Below are 14,484 nucleotides of genomic sequence, written 5' to 3'. Positions count from 1 at the left end.
CGTCCACGTGGGTGGCGAGGAGGTCCATGCGGCCGTTGCGGACGAAGGCGGGCCCTGCGGTGAGCGCGTCCGGGGTCCATTGCAGGCTGCGGTGCGCGGTCCACTGCCGGGTGGTGCGGCGGCGGGGGCGGGCAAATAGTCTGCGGCGTCACCGACGAGGACCAGGTCGCCGCCGCCGTCGACCACGACGTCGAAACCCTCAGCCGCCTCGACATGGCAAACGGAGGCGGCCGGCCCATCACCGGGCCGGGCCCGGTCACTCCCCGGCCCCTGAGCCGGCGGGCGTGGTGTGGCGTCCGGCGAGGTGCTACGCGGTCAGCGCTTGCGAAGGCGTTTGGCACCGTGGGGAGTCAGTTCGGCCATCCTGCCGTTCCCTGTCAGGATGCGGGCGCCGGCTGGGAACCAGAGTCCGACACGCAGTTCGGCCCAGGAGTCGTCGTACGTCATCACGGCGTCGACGAACGTCTCGGGCGGCAGGTAGTCGTGCTCGATCACGTAGTGGAGGAGCAGGTCGGGGGCCGCGAACATGTGCCTGGGGGCCTGTGGCACAGGTACGCGGATCTCGGCGCTGCCGAGGTGCAGAGCTTGATCTCCGCAGACCGTCTGGGGCATCCCGTCGAACGGTGCGGGAGCGGGGCAGAATGCGCACAGGTGAAACCCGCGCGTGCCGTTGGCTCGGTGCCCGTCGTAGATCCGGACCAGGGCCTCCACGAACCCGGCCGGCGTCGTCCCACGGCTGAACTCCCGGTCCCTGGCCAGCCACCCGACCGCGATACGTGGATAGCGAGGTGTGAACGTCACGATGCACTCGTCGACGCGGACGGTGTCCTCGTCGAAGTACGTGTAGGGGCTGAGGTCGGCGATGTAGGTCACTCTCAGTTGCTATCACATCGGCTGCTCGGCACCTCCGGTCGGTTCCGGGCCCGCCGGCACGACCGGGTTCGCCGGTCCTCCCTGCACGGGCCCGGTTGGCCGCGGCCGGTACCCCGGACGGACATGGCGGAAGCCGCCACCGCGCTGCGGCCCGGACGGCTCGTCATGCCCGCCGCAGAGCAGGCGCTGCGCCGGGCCATCGACCAGGCACAGTCCCGGCCCGCGCCGGTGTGCCCCACAGCGTCACAGCTCCTGCCCCACCCCTTCACCGTGCGCCAGCACCTCAGCCACCTGCGTGCTGCCCGCCGCCGCACGTTGGCGGCGCCCGATGATCCGGCCGCCCGTGCCGCGCTGGACGACGCCGCGTACACGCTGTGTGTCCTGATGGGGCAGCGCGGCACGTACGCCGCCCTGAAAGCGGCCGAAGAACACGTCGCCGCGCACCGCCTCCCGGCGTCGCCCGGCTAGGGAGCCCCCACCCTCGCTGACCGGCCCCTCTCCTCCAGGAAGCGTGCGGTCAAGGCGGCTGCCCCGTCGAATCTTTCGAGCCACGGCCGACCCCACCCCAGTTCCGGTCGTGTCCGCCTGATCGGGTTCCAGCGCGCGAACGCCGGCAGCTGTCGTACGGCGTCGCCCCGCGCCCATCCCCACGCCGACACCCGACTTCGACCCATGCCGTTTATGTCGGTTTTATGGGGTAGATGGTGGCTAGTACCCGTTTCTCTGGAGGTCATCATGGCGTCTAGCTACCGCGCACCCATCGAGGAGCACCCGGACCTGATGGAACTGCGCGCCCGACACGACCGCGCTGCCGCGACACCGCGGGCACAGATGATCGAGGCCCTCGCTCTTCTCACCGGCCTCTACATCGCGGCGTCGCCCTGGATAGTCGGATTCAGCGGCTTCGGCACCCTCGCCGTCACCAACCTCATCGCCGGAATCGGCTACGCGCTGCTCCTGGGTGGTCTCGGCAATTCCTACGAACGCACCCACTCCATGGCATGGGCCGCGGCGGCCATCGGCATCTGGACGTGCATCGCGCCCTGGGTCGTCGCCGGCGACGTCGCCCACACCCGATCCATCACCAGCAACCTCATCAGCGGCGCCATCGCCACGCTCCTCGCCATGGCGGCCGCCTCAGGCGCCCGCGACCGCACGGACACCTCTCGAGAGCGCTCCGCTGCACGCGCGCCGCGCACCATGCCCGGCGACCGCTGACCCGCCTGACCCTGTGGCCCCCGCCGGGAGATCTCGCTTGGCGGTGGGGGCCGCGTCATGCTTGGCCCGCCGCAGGCCGGAACGGCCGCAGTCGCTGACTTCCCCGGTTGCTCCCGACTCCCGCATGAACCGCGAGGACCTCACCGACGCGCTGAGGAACGCCTCCTGACCCGAGCCCCGGCCCGGGTGCCCTGATGTTCCGCAAAGGTATTCACAAAGGTATGCGCCAGTGCATACTCGGGTCATGGCAGATACAACCGTGAAGATCGACGCCGAGACCCGAGACCGCTTCGCCGCTGTCGCCGCAGCCCACGGTAAGAGCGTGCGCGCCTACCTGGCGGAACTGGCCATCGAAGAAGAGAACCAGCTCGCCCTCGGAGGCGCGACCGTAGCCTTCCGAGAAGCCGTGAGCAGGCCGGGCATCGCCGAGGCCTTCGACGCCGAGTTCGGCGGACTCCCGTCCTCCCCGAACACGCGCCGGGCGGCCTGACCCTTGAACCTGCACATCGACATCCGCTGGCTCCTGGACCGACAGGAGGAACTCCTCGGCAAGGACCTCGGAGTCCTGGACTACTCGGGCCTCGTCGCCGCAGTCGCCCGCCACCGCGTGAACACCCCGGCACTGGCCACCGACGAACCCGATGCCTACTGGCGGGCCGCAGCCCTCCTGGAACAGATCGTCCTCCTGCGCCCGCTCCCGGCCCGCAACGAATACTTCGGCTACGGCGTCGCCGTCGCCTACATCCGAGCCTCCGGTAAAACCGTGGACGACACCTTCGAACCCTGGCGTGACCTCATCACCGACATCCGAGCACTACGTCTGAATGTCTTCGAGGTCGCCGGCCGGCTCCGCTCCCTGCTCAGTTCCTGATCGGCCGCCTGCCGACTTCACGCGCGTCCAGCCGCGTATCTGAGAGCCGGCCCACCCCCGGAACCAGAAGCATGTGTGCGATTCAGCGGTGATCGGCAGGGTAGGCGACGCCTGCATGTCGATCCCCGGCGAAAGGTACCCCCGATGCTGATGGCACACCCCGCCGTTCTCCCCGGCCTCGTCGACCGCTACTGGGCGCTGTCCGTACTCGACGCGGCGGAAGGCCACTCGCCCGTGCGCAAGGAGATCGAGGACGTGGAACGAGCCCTGTGCGTGGCCACCGGTACGACGGACGTGCACGCCGCCCTCATCGCCGCCCGCCATCACCTGCCCGGCACGAGCCCCCTCGACGACTCGGTACTCGCTTCCCGCTGACCGGTCCGGCAACCGACGTCCTCGGCAGCCCGCCCCTCCAGGACGCGGTCCTGGGTGATCGCGGGCTGGGCTGGTGGACCGCCGACGCGGAGCTTTCCAGGGGGCGGCTCGCGGCGGCCGTAACGCAGGGGGGCAGGGTGGAAAAGGCTTCCGGCGCCCGTAGCGGCGGCCCACGCGACGGCGAGCTCGAGATGTCTCCTGGCGCGCCGTTTTCACCGCACGATTGAACGCCGTACGCGAACGACTGCGACTGCGCGTCGTCCACGGCGACTTCGCGGCACGCACCACGGATAGCCGCTTCGACCTGATCATCTCGAATCCGCCCTACGTCCCAGCCCCGGGGCGCCTGCCGTCGCGGGGCGGGAACCGGCTCCCCCTGGCCGAGGCTCCGACGCTTACGAGATGTTCCAGAAGAACAGGACAGCGCCGTCAAGGTCCTTTTCACCCCGTGACTCAGGTCGGCGTCTCAGGTCGGGGCGAAAGGTTTCCCAGGCAGAACAGCAACGCAGTACCCGGCGCGCTGGCCGGCGCGCCCGGCATAGCCGCCGCGGACCGGTCTGCGCACCTCTGCTTAGCGCATAGCGCATAGCCAAGCGAGGTGACACCGAGTCTGCGCCCGAGCCCACGGGACCGGCCCATGGGACCGGCACAGGGTCCGGGGTTGCCCGGGTCGGCCGAACCCCAGGTGCAGCCCGGAGGGCGGGCGTCGGCCCGTCACAGGTCTCCGGCGTCCCTTCGCTCCAGCGGGCTCAATGCCGGGCCCTGAACGACCTGACCGTCGATGCCGAAGCGGGAACCGTGGCAGGGGCACTCCCAGGTGCGTTCGGCATTGTTGAAGGCGACGAGGCATCCCAGGTGGGTGCAGACGGCGGACACGGCGTGCAACTCGCCCTGGTCGTCGCGGTGCACCGCGCAGGGCTTGCCGCCGGCGCGGACCACCGTTCCTTCTCCCGGTCGCAGGTCCCGGACCGGGCCGTTCGTGCCGTCGCCGAGCGTGTCGAGGCGGTCCTTGACGAAGTGCTTCCCGGTGTCCCACTGCGCCTTGAGGAACTCCGGGGCGGATCGCACCGACGAGCCGAGGCGAGCGGGGTCGTAGAGGCCGGCCCACCGTTGCGGGGATCCGACGACGAGGGAGCCGATGAGCGTCCCCGCCATGACCCCGCCCGTCATGCCCCAGCCCGCGAAGCCGGTCGCGACGTATACGTTCTCGCCGCCCGTGGGCAGCCTGCCGACGAGGGGCACGGTGTCCGTGGAGCTGTTGTCCTGCGCCGCCCACCGGCGGGAGAGCGTCACGCCGGGGAAGCGCTGCTCGGTCCAGGCCTGCAAGCGGGCATACCCGGCCGCGGTGTCTTCGCCGCTGCCCGGAGTGAAGGCTTCGCCGGTCACGATGAGGAGCCGACTGCCATCCGAGAGCGGCGCCGTGCGGACGGAGCGTTTGCCGCCTTCAGCGGTGATGTACATACCCTGCGGGTCCTGGGCAGCGGGCAGCGCTCCGGCGACCACGAGGTCGCGGTGCTGGGTCAGCCGGGAGGCGAGGACGGCGTGATCGAAGACGGGATGGTGGGTGGCCACGACCACGTGCCGGGCGGAGACGCTCACTCCGGCCTCCGTGGTGAGCCGGCACGGGTCCCCGTCATCGAGCCTGGTGACACGGGTGCCCTCGTAGATCCTCCCGCCCCGCGCGATGATGTCCTCGACGAGTCCGCGCAGGTACTTCAGCGGGTGGAACTGGGCCTGGTTCTCGACCCTCACGGCGCCGGCGACGGGAAAGGGCAGGCCGGTCTCGGTCACGAACGACGCGTCGAGCCCGACCGACCGGGCCGCCTCGGCCTCCGCGCGCAACGCCTCGACACCGTCGGGCTGCTCACAGTAGGTGAGGGCCGGGCGCCCCTCGAGCTCGCAGTCGATACCGAGCTCCGAGGCCACGTCGAACACGTGCCGCAGGGCGGCGCTCTGGGAATCGGCGTAGTAGCGGGCCGCTTCGTCACCGCGCTTGCTCCGGAGCGTGGCATACACGGAGGTGTGCAGCGCGGTGAGCTTTCCTGTCGTGTGCCCCGTGACGCCGCTCGCGAGCCGGTTCGCTTCGAACACGATGACGCTCAGCCCGGCTCTGGCCAGTTCCCACGCCGTGCTGAGGCCCGCGATTCCGCTGCCGATCACCGCGACATCCGCCTCAGCGGATTGTGAGAGTGGGGCGAAGGACGCAAGGGCGGCCGACTGCATCCAGTAAGACCGTTCGGCATCGGGAAGTCGGTTCATGGGGTGCGGCTGCCCACGAAAGCGCTTGTGATGCGAGATCGCGCCGCCGCCGTCGGACCCGGGGGCCGCCGCACAGGGGCCGGCGGACATCGGGTCAGGACCCATGCCGCTCCTGGCGATATCTGTGTGAACGAGGCGTGGTAAACGGGCCTGCACCCGGGTACAGGCCCTGGGCGGCGCTCGGTGACGGGCCGTAGTACCCCCCGGTCCGTGCTGAGGCCCCGTGGGAGCGAAGCTAGCTAGGCTTGCTCTCTGGCCCTTTGTACGGCCGCACTATCGCGGCTTCGACAGCGTGAATGACGGCGTGCCTCGGACTCGGGCCTGATGCCGCAGCGCCATACAGGGGGAGTCCGCTCCCGGCACGTTCCTGTGCTGCGAGGCGACCGGCTCACCGTGTAGCGGGGCGCCCGGCGGGCAGATGCCCGGCATGACCAGGCACGGTCGCCGTGAGCACCCGGGCGTCGAGAGGCCCTTGGAGGGCCGCGTCGCGGTCGTCACGGGCGCCGCACGCGGACTCGGCCAGGGGCTGGCATACGCGCTGTCCTACAGCGGCGCCCGGGTGGCCCTGGTGGGGTTGGAAGACCGCCGCCTCGCCCGCCTCGCGTCGGACCTGCCCGGCGTGGCGGTCCACTGGCCCCTCGACGTGACCTGCGCCGACGAGCTCGCCGCGGCCGCCGATGCCATCCGCCGGACGCTCGGCAGGCCTTCGATAGTCGTCGCGAACGCGGGGGTGGCTCTCGGCGGGCCCCTGCTGGACTGTGACACCGACGCCTGGCGACGGGTGATCGACGTCAACATCGTCGGCAGCGCCCTGACGGCGCGCTGCTTCCTGCCGGACCTGCTCCACACCCACGGCTACTACCTCCAGGTCGCCTCCATGGCAGCCCTCGCGCCCGCACCCCTCCTCACGGCCTACTGCGCGTCGAAAGCCGGCGCGGAAGCGTTCGCGCACGCCCTGCGCGCCGAGATCTCCCACCGCGGTGTCGATGTCGGCGTCGCCTACCTGAACTGGGCCGACACCGCCATGATCCGCGAAGCCGAAGAAACGACCGTCTTCCGCGAACTGCGGACGCACCTGCCCTGGCCGGCCTCCGCCATCCACGACCCCGCCCCCTACATCCGGGCCATGATCCGCGGCATCGAACGCCGATCCGCGCACATCTACGCCCCACCGTGGCTGCGCGGCGCCCACGCAGCGCGCGCCCTTCTGCCATCCGTCGTCGCGCACCGTTCCCGCCAGGTCCTCGCCGACCGCGGGGAAGCGCCCCTGCCGCCCACCGGCCTCCTCGGACCCGGCGGCGCCGCCGCAGGCACCGTCCGGGCCGGCGTGCGGAACCCTGATCCTTACCTCCACTCCGGGGAGTGACCATGGCCATACGACACCGACTGATCCACGCCGCCCCGCACCAGGTATGGACCGTCCTCGCCGACGCCTCCCTCTACGCGGACTGGGTGGTCGGCACGAGCGAATCACACGCCGCCCGCGGCGCGTGGCCCGAACTGGACTCCGCCCTCGAGTACGCCGTCCGGATCGGGCCGTGGACGCTGTCGGGTACGACGGTCGTCCGCAGTGTGGACGCACCCCGAGCACTCGAACTCGAAGTCGACAGCGGCCCCCTCGGCACCGCCCGGGTCGCGATCGAGGTCCGCCCCTGGGGTCAGGAGTCCCTGGTCATTGTGGACGAACACCCGCTGCGCGGGCTCGGGGGCGCCCTGCACAACGCCGCGGTCGACGCGCTGATCCAGCTGCGCCACCGCGACATGCTACGACGGCTCTCCGACGTCGTCGAAGAACATGCCGGAGCTTCCGCCCACGAAAGTGCCTGAGGCCGAGGGAGAGAGGGGGGCCCGGGGCCGTGCGCAGCTCGTTCTGGCTCCGCTGCCCGGACGCAGCGACGGCCGCCCCCGTCTGGACCTTCACCGCCGACGTTTCGCGTACCGAGGCACCGCCGCGAAGCGGGCGGGGAGGGAATCGGCGGCCTGGGCAGGACGTCAGGTGAGGGCGGTCGCGCAGCATACTCCGTGCCGGTCTCGCGGGACGTCGGGGATGTGCCGAGGAAGGCTGGTCCGGGCCCGGGTCCACCTCCGGGAGACCGTCACCGCGCTCCCCTCTCTGACCGCCACTGGTCCGGCCGGGGCCGGCTTCGCCGATGCGGCCGCCACCGTGGTGGTAGCGGCGTTGGCTGGACCAGACCGCGCGCCGTCGGCCGGTCCCAGGCGAGGCCGAGAAGCCGCCCGACGCGACCTCGCGGAGACGGCGCGGGATTCCCTGCAGCGCGCCGCCGCCAGGCGCCGCCGCCTTCGCCCTCGGCGACCAGCAGTGGCTTCCTCGACCGGCTCACCGCCGTGGTCGGCGCCCCTTGGATCGTCATCCCCATCGGCTCCATCGGAACGGACCGGCGTCATCCACCGGCCAGCTGCTGGATCGTTCTGAGCGTCTGGCCTGCTCCGTTCTCGGTCGCCATATGTTTCGCCGCTCTTGCGGCGGCCCGGCTGTGTGCCTGCTGCTTCACTACTTGGTGCAGTGAGTCGGCAAGCCGTTCCACCGTGAGGGACCGGAAGGGAATCGGGTCGGTGGCGGCGCCGAGGGCGGCGAGCCGCCCCGCCCAGAACGGCTGGTCCGCGGTCACCGGCACGGTGACAGCAGGTACGCCGGCGCGCAGCGCGGCGGCCGAGGTGCCGGCCCCGCCGTGGTGGACCACCGCGGCCAGCCGTGGAAACAGCAGGGCGTGCGGCACGGCCCCGATGGTGAGCAGGTCGTCTCCGTCGGCGGCGAGCCCGGCGCTGCCGGCCTGGAGGATCCCCCGCAGCCCGGCGCGGCGCAGGGCCCGCACAGCGATCTCGCTCAGTCGTTCCCCGTCGCCGGATGCCATGCTTCCGAATCCGATGAGGACGGGCCGGGGTCCGGCACGCAGGAAGTCCTCGAGCTCGGCAGGCAGCCGTTCGGTCGCATCGTGATGGGGCCACCAGTTGCCGACGACCCTCAGGCCGGAGCGCCAGTCGGAGGGACGGGGCGCCAGGGCCGTGCTGAAGCCGTGCACAATGGGCCAGTTCGCCTGTTCCTGTCGTCGACGCATCTCGGAAGGGGAGGCCGGGGGCAGCTCGAGGCGGTGGCGCAGCTTTGCGACCGCCTGTGCGTAGACGCGGTCGGCCATCCGCAGTGCGAAGCGTCCGGTTGCCCGGTTGGCGAGACGTCCCGGCGAGCGGGAGCCTGTCACGACGGGCGGGAAGTCGCCGGTCGGTGCGGTGGGCTGGAGGTACACGCCGAGGCTCGGTATGCCCATGGCCTCGGTGAGGTGCCAGCCGAGCGGGGCCGTCGTGGTCGACAGCAGGAGCAGGTCCGTGTCATCGCCCACCGCGTCGGCGAAGCCCTGACCCAGTTCGGTGATGAACGCGGCAGCGGTCCGCATCAGTTCACGGGTGCCTGTGCCGCCGCCACCCACCCGTGTGTCGGCGGGCAGACAGCGGAATTCCAGCCCTGCGTCGCGTACGAGGGGTGCGAAGGTCTCTGGGGCGGCGAGGGCGACGTCGTACCCGGCCCGGCGCAGTTCAGCACCCAGGCCCGTGTAGGGTGCGACGTCGCCGCGCGATCCGGCCGCGGCGATCAGGATCCTCATGGGGCCTCCTCAAAATCCATACTTCCACCGGGGTGGCGGGCCGCGTTGGCGTGGACCGCCTTGCACGTGTAGACGGCCAGGCCCGGGCGTTGCTGCGAGGGCGGTACGACCAGAGCGAAGGCGCGCGGGTCGGCGACGAAGTCGTCCGCGATGCGCCGATGCATGTCAGGCGGACAGGCGGTGAACCAGCGTGCGATGTGCAGGCGGTGCTCCTCGGCGAGGTCCATGGCCCGCTCGCCGTCGCCCGGTTCACCCTCGTCGAAGACCGCGAGCAGCTCCGCGCGCCATGTGGCGGCTTCCCCCATGAGCTGGCGCCAGTCCTCCTTGGTGTGGACAGCCGCGCGCGCCACCGCCTCGCTCTGTCCCTCCGATCGTGCCCACTTCAGCTCTGCCTCGGTGGCGTAACTCAGGTCGAAGGTGACCTCACCAAAGACCTCGAAACGTTCTTGCGGGGTCAGGGACACCCCGGTCTTCTGGACCTCTATCGCCCGCTCCGCCACCTCGGCCAGCCGCTGCAGCCTGGCGATCTCCTCACTCAGCTGCCGCTGCCGGGCCCGGAGCCGCTCCAGGGCGTTCCCCTGCGGATCCCGCAAGATCGCGGCGATCTCGTCGAGGGGGAAGCCGAGTTCACGGTAGAAGAGGATCTGCTGGAGACCTACCAGGTCGGCTTCACTGTAGAGCCGGTATCCCGCGCTGCTGCGGTCACTGGGCGAAAGCAGGCCCGCCTTGTCGTAGTGATGCAGTGTCCGCACTGTCACGCCGGCAAAGGCCGAGACCTGCCCCACGGAGTAGCTCATCCACCTGTCCTTTCGTCGGCATACAGCCTCCAGCCTGACGTAGGGGGAGGGTCAACTCGCGCGCCAGAGGGGGGCATGGCACGGTCCGCGGCGGCGAAGCCTGACCGTGGAGAACTGCGGGGAAGGGGGAAGCGGATGATGTCTGTCGAGGCTTCGGGAGGCACTTGGCTCGGGGTTGCGTGATCAACATCGACGAGATCCAGCGTCGCAAGCGCGTGCGGTCGAGGATCGCGGTCTGCTCCATAATTCAGGTGTGGACATATCCGATGAGGGACAACCGCTCGATCCCGTCTGGCTTGAGATCAACAACAACGTGTGTGGCGGCTTGACGGGGGCCCCGAGTGCCTCGTTGGTAGTCGAGCGGTTCATCGGGGCAGGCTGGAGTTCCAGATCGGCTTCGTGGAAGTCGTATGAAGTTGAGACCGGCTGGTGTCGCCTCGAGGTCGACCCAACCGAGGGCGACACGCTTCTGAACGGAGTCGTCGATCCTCAGCGGTTCGAGGATCTGGCAACGCTGTTGACCCGGTTCGGCCTGCCGTTCAGTCTTGAACTTTATGACGATGACGGCGAACTGCTGCGGGAGATCGAAGCCGGAACCCCGTCAGCGCCTCACGGCGCAGTTCCCAAGCGCCTCAGCCCGCTGCTCGCTCGGCCTGGGCTTTGGTCGCGGCGAGGCGGTAGGACTCGGTTCCGGTCTGGATGATGCCGAACGCTTCCAGGTCTCACCCACCACCGCCCAACGCTGCTGGTCCACGTCGACATCAAGAAGCTCGGGAACATCCCCGACGGCGGCGGCCACAAGGTCCTGGGCCGCCAGGCCGGGCCGCAGGAAACGGCCCCGTCTGGGCTACCGGTACAGGCCCGAAGAGCGGCCGGTTCCCGCCGCCCGGCAGGGTGCCATGCCGTCCCGGTCCCGTGGTCACAGGCGCCGCAGTCGGATCAACCGGCTCGCGTAGTCGCCGGCCGGCAGGCCCAGGTCGAGGCCCCGCGTGGTCAGGAGCGCGCCGTCGTGGACCGTGCCGACGGGCAGCTCCTCGTAGCGGGCGTCGGACCGCAGTCCGGGCAGTGCCAGCGGGGCGGCCGCGTGCCCGAAGCGTGTCGCGGGACGGCAGGCGATGACCGCGTGTTCCGCTCCGTTCGGGGCCGCGTAGTGCACCGCCCGGACGCCGCCCTCTCCGGTGAGCCGGTACTGGTCCCCGTGTTGGACCAGAGCGCGGATCTGTTTGTACGCGGCCAGGTGCTCGGCGGTCTCCGCCTTCTCCTCGGCGGTGAACGCGATCAGGTCGCCGCCGAGGCCGAGCACCCCGGCCATCGCGACGTGGAACCGGAAGCGCAGCGGTGTCGCGCGTCCGGTCGCCCCGTTCGGGCTGTCGGTGACCCACGCCGCCATCGCCTGGGCCGGGAACAGCTGGCTGAACCCGTGCTGGATGGCGAGCCGGTCCACGGGGTCGGTGTTGTCCGAGGTCCAGATTTCGTCGGTGCGGGCGAGGACACCGAGGTCGGCGCGGCCGCCGCCGCCCGCGCACGCCTCGATCCGCAGGTCCGGGTGGTCGCCGCGCAGCTGGTCCATGATCGCGTAGACCGCGCGGGTGTGGTCGATCCACAGCCGGTCCGGGTCCCGGTGGCCGCTCCAGCCAGCCTCGGTGACGACGCGGTTGGCGTCCCACTTCAGGTAGTCGACGCCGTGCTCGCGGACCAGGCCGTCCAGTGTCCGCAGGACCCAGGCCGCCGCGTCCGGCCGTCCGAGGTTCAGCATGAGCTGGTCGCGCATTTCGGTGGCCCGCCGGGTCGGGGCGTGCACGACCCACTCCGGATGCGTGCGGTACAGGTCGCTGTCGGCGTTGACCATCTCCGGCTCGACCCACAGCCCGAACTTCATCCCCAGTCGGTGCACCTCGTCGGAGAGCGGGCGCAGACCGCGCGGGAAGGCGTCGGCGCGCGGCGTCCAGTCGCCCAGCCCGGCGCGGGCGTCGCGGCGCGCGCCGAACCAGCCGTCGTCCAGGACGAACAGTTCGACGCCCAGGTCGGCGGCGGCCGCCGCGAGTTTCCGCTGCCCGGCCTCCGAGACGTCGAACCCGGTGGCCTCCCAGGAGTTGTAGAGGACCGGCCGGTCCTCGTCCGGGTGGGCCAGGACGTGGGCGCGGACGTACCGGTGCCAGGAGCGGCTGGCCGCGCCGAATCCGCAGGAGCTGTAGAGCCCGGCGTAGACCGGTGTGCGCAGGCTCTGTCCCGGCTCCAGCGTCCAGCTGACGCCCTCGTGCCCGAAGCCGCCGCTCCAGGTGGTGCGGCCCACCGGATCACGGTCCACGGTGATCCGCCAACTCCCGCTCCAGGCCAGGGCGCTGCTCCAGACCTCGCCCCGCTCCTCGTCGGCGGTCCCGTCGTCCAGCGCCAGCCACGGGTTCGCGTGGTGGCTGGTGAGACCGCGGCGGCTGGTCAGGACGGTCTCGGCGACCGGGAGCCGGTCGCGGTTCAGTTGGAACTCGCTGTTCCAGCCGCCGGTCAAGTGGCTCAGGCGGTAGTCCGCGCGGTGCGGCAGCGCCCAGGAGGCGGAGTCGCAGCGCTCGAGGACGAAGGGCCCGCGGCCCGGCCCGTCCGCCGCGTCGGTTCCCGGGCCGTCGCCGGTGTGGGTGACTTCGGTCCAGCGCTCGATGACGTCGGTGTCGTCGCGCACGTGGTAGCAGAGGTCTGCCGCGAGCGGATAGACGAGGTCCTTGAGGTGGATCCGCAGGGTTCCGCCCTCGATGCTGTGGCCTTCGAACCGCCACTGTGCTCCTCGTACCCCGTCGGCGAAACGGACCTGGAGCCCGGCGGGACCGAACCGGGCCCCGGTCTGGATGCCCAGCTCGTCGGGCGCCGCCTCCGACTCGAAGCTGCTGACCGCGGGGGAGTGCGCCTCGGGCAGTGCGGCCACCGCGGAGGCTTCCAGGGGGGCACCCCAGTAGATGTGCCGCGGGCTTCCGTCCTGGCCCACGCGCAGCGCGTACAGGCTGTTCGGGGTGCGCAGCAGGCCGAGGCCGGTCGCGGGGTCGAAGGATATGGGCGGGTGGTTCAAGGCTGAATCCCCTGTGAGCACGAGCAGTTGGGGCCCGAGCGTAGGTGGGGAATCCATGGGGATTCAATACTTGACGAAGTTAATTTAATACCCCTAGGTTTCACCCGTGTTTCCAGAACAGTCAGCCAAGACGCTGGCGGCGACGCCTGCGGCGTCCGCAGTCCTGTCCCTCCTCCTGACCGAAGGCCCGCTCAGCCGGGTGGAGATGGCCCGCCGTCTCGACCTGTCGTCGGCAGCCGTCACCAAGGCCGCGCGGCCGTTCCTCGACGCCGGGTACCTGCACGAGCTCGCCTCCGAACGGATCGCGCCGGGGGCCGGACGTCCGGTCAGCCCGCTGGCCGTCACCGCCGAGCGCGAGTACTTCGTCGGCGTGAAGGTCACGACCGACGACCTCGTCGACGAGATGGTCGGCGAGATCGTCGGCGTCCTCTGCGACCTCCAGGCCCAGGTGCGCGTCTCCGTTCGGCGGCCGCTCCCGGACCGCAGCCCCGAGGCCGTGGTCGTGGAACTCGCCGCGCTCGTCGACGAACTCCTCGACTCTGGCCCTGACTACCGGGCCCGGACCCGGAATCTCGGCGTCGCCATCTCCGGTGACGTCGACCGGGTCCGGGGGCTGGTCCGGTGGTCGGCCCGGCTCGGCTGGCAGGACGTCCCGATCGGCCGGCTCGCGGCCGAGGCGACCGGGCTCGGCGTCACCGTCGAGAACGACGTCAAGGCGCTCACCGTCGCGGAGCACTGGTTCGGCGAGGGTGTGGGAACCGACTCGTTCGCGCTCGTCACCGTCGGGTCCGGCATCGGCTGCGGCATCGTTGTCGACGGCCGTCTGCTCACCGGGGCGTACGGCGTGGCCGGGGAGATCGGGCACATCTGCGTAGATCCGGACGGCACGCGCTGCCGCTGCGGCCGTCAGGGCTGCGCCGAGACCGTCGCCACCACCGGGGCGATCCTGGCGGCCGCGCGAACGGCGTCCGGCGAGAGCGACATGGACTTCGGACGCGCCGTGGAGCGTGCGCGAGCGGGCGACGAGCCGGTGAAGGAGGTCTTCGCCAAGGCCGGAACCGCGATCGGGCTCGTGGTCGCGGCGATGGTCAACATCTGCGGCCCCGAGCGGATCGTGGTCTCCGGCGAAGGCCTCGACACGTACGACCTGCTCGAGGAGCGCATCTGGGCGTCGTTCGCCGCGCACGCCTTCGGAGCCGCCGCTCGGGCTCCGGTCCTCGTCCGTCCGCTCCCGTTCGAGGAGTGGGCCCGCGGCGCCGCCGCGGTCAGCATCCAGGCCCTGTTCCCTCAGGTCCGCACCACCGCGCGCGCACGGTGACCCACGCGCACGGTGACCACGCGCACGGTGGCCACGCGCACGGTGGCCACGCGCACGACGTATGGCTTCGGCGCCGCCGCACAGTCCTGACCGGTGTCCTT

The 14,484-nt window shown here is 71.0% G+C and carries 14 protein-coding genes and 2 pseudogenes; 10 read left to right on the top strand and 6 right to left on the bottom strand.

The window, feature by feature from the left end; translation table 11 throughout:
* Positions 1–13: 13 nt before the first annotated feature.
* A pseudogene (locus ABZY44_RS11855) lies at positions 14–150 on the bottom strand (transcriptional regulator); the annotation flags it as partial.
* A gap of 165 nt (positions 151–315) precedes the next feature.
* On the bottom strand, positions 316–873 hold the full coding sequence (locus tag ABZY44_RS11850) for a hypothetical protein (RefSeq protein ID WP_356652525.1): 558 nt from the start codon (positions 871–873) through the stop codon (positions 316–318).
* 123 nt (positions 874–996) lie between these two features.
* Here ABZY44_RS11850 and ABZY44_RS11845 point away from each other — a divergent pair, with 123 nt between their 5' ends.
* The 6 genes and pseudogenes from ABZY44_RS11845 to ABZY44_RS11820 all read left to right on the top strand — a co-directional run.
* On the top strand, positions 997–1,341 hold the full coding sequence (locus ABZY44_RS11845) for a DUF5133 domain-containing protein (RefSeq protein ID WP_356652523.1): 345 nt from the start codon (positions 997–999) through the stop codon (positions 1,339–1,341).
* Between the two features lie 267 nt (positions 1,342–1,608).
* On the top strand, positions 1,609–2,091 hold the full coding sequence (locus ABZY44_RS11840) for an SPW repeat protein (RefSeq protein ID WP_356652521.1): 483 nt from the start codon (positions 1,609–1,611) through the stop codon (positions 2,089–2,091).
* A 244-nt stretch (positions 2,092–2,335) separates the two neighbouring features.
* Positions 2,336–2,581 (top strand): antitoxin MazE7, encoded by a 246-nt coding sequence (locus tag ABZY44_RS11835; RefSeq protein ID WP_356652519.1) that lies wholly within the window; start codon positions 2,336–2,338, stop codon positions 2,579–2,581.
* 3 nt (positions 2,582–2,584) lie between these two features.
* Positions 2,585–2,962: a toxin Doc gene (locus tag ABZY44_RS11830; protein WP_356652517.1), complete on the top strand. Its 378-nt coding sequence runs from the start codon at positions 2,585–2,587 to the stop codon at positions 2,960–2,962.
* Positions 2,963–3,106: 144 nt separating this feature from the next.
* The gene (locus ABZY44_RS11825) at positions 3,107–3,337 is read left to right on the top strand and encodes a DUF5133 domain-containing protein (RefSeq protein ID WP_356652515.1); all 231 of its coding nucleotides are present in this window, start codon (positions 3,107–3,109) and stop codon (positions 3,335–3,337) included.
* A gap of 184 nt (positions 3,338–3,521) precedes the next feature.
* Positions 3,522–3,677: pseudogene (locus ABZY44_RS11820) on the top strand (methyltransferase); the annotation flags it as partial.
* A 374-nt stretch (positions 3,678–4,051) separates the two neighbouring features.
* Here the strand turns inward: ABZY44_RS11820 and ABZY44_RS11815 are convergent.
* A complete protein-coding gene (locus tag ABZY44_RS11815; RefSeq protein WP_356652552.1) occupies positions 4,052–5,560 on the bottom strand; it encodes an FAD-dependent oxidoreductase in 1,509 nt (502 codons plus the stop codon).
* Between the two features lie 463 nt (positions 5,561–6,023).
* On the opposite strand from ABZY44_RS11815, the gene ABZY44_RS11810 reads away from it, so the two are divergent.
* Together ABZY44_RS11810 and ABZY44_RS11805 are read left to right on the top strand one after the other, a co-directional pair.
* Positions 6,024–6,962, top strand: a complete 939-nt coding sequence (locus tag ABZY44_RS11810) for an SDR family oxidoreductase (RefSeq protein ID WP_356652513.1) — start codon at positions 6,024–6,026, stop codon at positions 6,960–6,962.
* A gap of 2 nt (positions 6,963–6,964) precedes the next feature.
* Positions 6,965–7,423 (top strand): SRPBCC family protein, encoded by a 459-nt coding sequence (locus tag ABZY44_RS11805; RefSeq protein WP_356652510.1) that lies wholly within the window; start codon positions 6,965–6,967, stop codon positions 7,421–7,423.
* A gap of 575 nt (positions 7,424–7,998) precedes the next feature.
* On the opposite strand, the gene ABZY44_RS11800 is transcribed toward ABZY44_RS11805, so the two are convergent.
* A complete protein-coding gene (locus tag ABZY44_RS11800; protein ID WP_356652508.1) occupies positions 7,999–9,213 on the bottom strand; it encodes a glycosyltransferase in 1,215 nt (404 codons plus the stop codon).
* Positions 9,210–10,010: a MerR family transcriptional regulator gene (locus tag ABZY44_RS11795; protein WP_356652506.1), complete on the bottom strand. Its 801-nt coding sequence runs from the start codon at positions 10,008–10,010 to the stop codon at positions 9,210–9,212. The genes ABZY44_RS11800 and ABZY44_RS11795 overlap by 4 nt, the downstream gene beginning before the upstream one ends.
* Positions 10,011–10,263: 253 nt before the next feature.
* Between ABZY44_RS11795 and ABZY44_RS11790 the strand changes: the two genes are divergently transcribed.
* Positions 10,264–10,713 (top strand): hypothetical protein, encoded by a 450-nt coding sequence (locus ABZY44_RS11790; RefSeq protein WP_356652504.1) that lies wholly within the window; start codon positions 10,264–10,266, stop codon positions 10,711–10,713.
* Between the two features lie 216 nt (positions 10,714–10,929).
* Here the strand turns inward: ABZY44_RS11790 and ABZY44_RS11785 are convergent, their stop codons facing one another.
* Complete coding sequence (locus ABZY44_RS11785; protein ID WP_356652502.1) at positions 10,930–13,065, bottom strand: alpha-galactosidase; 2,136 nt, start codon at positions 13,063–13,065, stop codon at positions 10,930–10,932.
* 106 nt (positions 13,066–13,171) lie between these two features.
* Here ABZY44_RS11785 and ABZY44_RS11780 point away from each other — a divergent pair, with 106 nt between their 5' ends.
* Positions 13,172–14,383 carry an ROK family transcriptional regulator gene (locus ABZY44_RS11780; protein WP_356652500.1) on the top strand — a complete coding sequence of 404 codons (1,212 nt, stop codon included), beginning with the start codon at positions 13,172–13,174 and terminating at the stop codon, positions 14,381–14,383.
* The last annotated feature ends 101 nt before the right edge of the window (positions 14,384–14,484 follow it).

It is taken from the genome of Streptomyces sp. NPDC006544, assembly GCF_040611715.1.
In the GTDB taxonomy this organism is placed as follows: domain Bacteria; phylum Actinomycetota; class Actinomycetes; order Streptomycetales; family Streptomycetaceae; genus Streptomyces.
Note: the sequence above shows the minus strand (reverse complement) of the source record. Positions and strands in the feature narration are given on the sequence as shown.

What these genes read in the sequence shown, in the direction of transcription:
- ABZY44_RS11845 (WP_356652523.1), top strand. Translation starts at nt 997, where the DNA reads ATGGCGGAAGCCGCCACCGCGCTGCGGCCCGGACGGCTCGTCATGCCC.
- ABZY44_RS11840 (WP_356652521.1), top strand. Translation starts at nt 1,609, where the DNA reads ATGGCGTCTAGCTACCGCGCACCCATCGAGGAGCACCCGGACCTGATG.
- ABZY44_RS11835 (WP_356652519.1), top strand. Translation starts at nt 2,336, where the DNA reads ATGGCAGATACAACCGTGAAGATCGACGCCGAGACCCGAGACCGCTTC.
- ABZY44_RS11825 (WP_356652515.1), top strand. Translation starts at nt 3,107, where the DNA reads ATGCTGATGGCACACCCCGCCGTTCTCCCCGGCCTCGTCGACCGCTAC.
- ABZY44_RS11815 (WP_356652552.1), bottom strand. Translation starts at nt 5,560, where the DNA reads ATGCAGTCGGCCGCCCTTGCGTCCTTCGCCCCACTCTCACAATCCGCT.
- ABZY44_RS11810 (WP_356652513.1), top strand. Translation starts at nt 6,024, where the DNA reads ATGACCAGGCACGGTCGCCGTGAGCACCCGGGCGTCGAGAGGCCCTTG.
- ABZY44_RS11805 (WP_356652510.1), top strand. Translation starts at nt 6,965, where the DNA reads ATGGCCATACGACACCGACTGATCCACGCCGCCCCGCACCAGGTATGG.
- ABZY44_RS11800 (WP_356652508.1), bottom strand. Translation starts at nt 9,213, where the DNA reads ATGAGGATCCTGATCGCCGCGGCCGGATCGCGCGGCGACGTCGCACCC.
- ABZY44_RS11795 (WP_356652506.1), bottom strand. Translation starts at nt 10,010, where the DNA reads ATGAGCTACTCCGTGGGGCAGGTCTCGGCCTTTGCCGGCGTGACAGTG.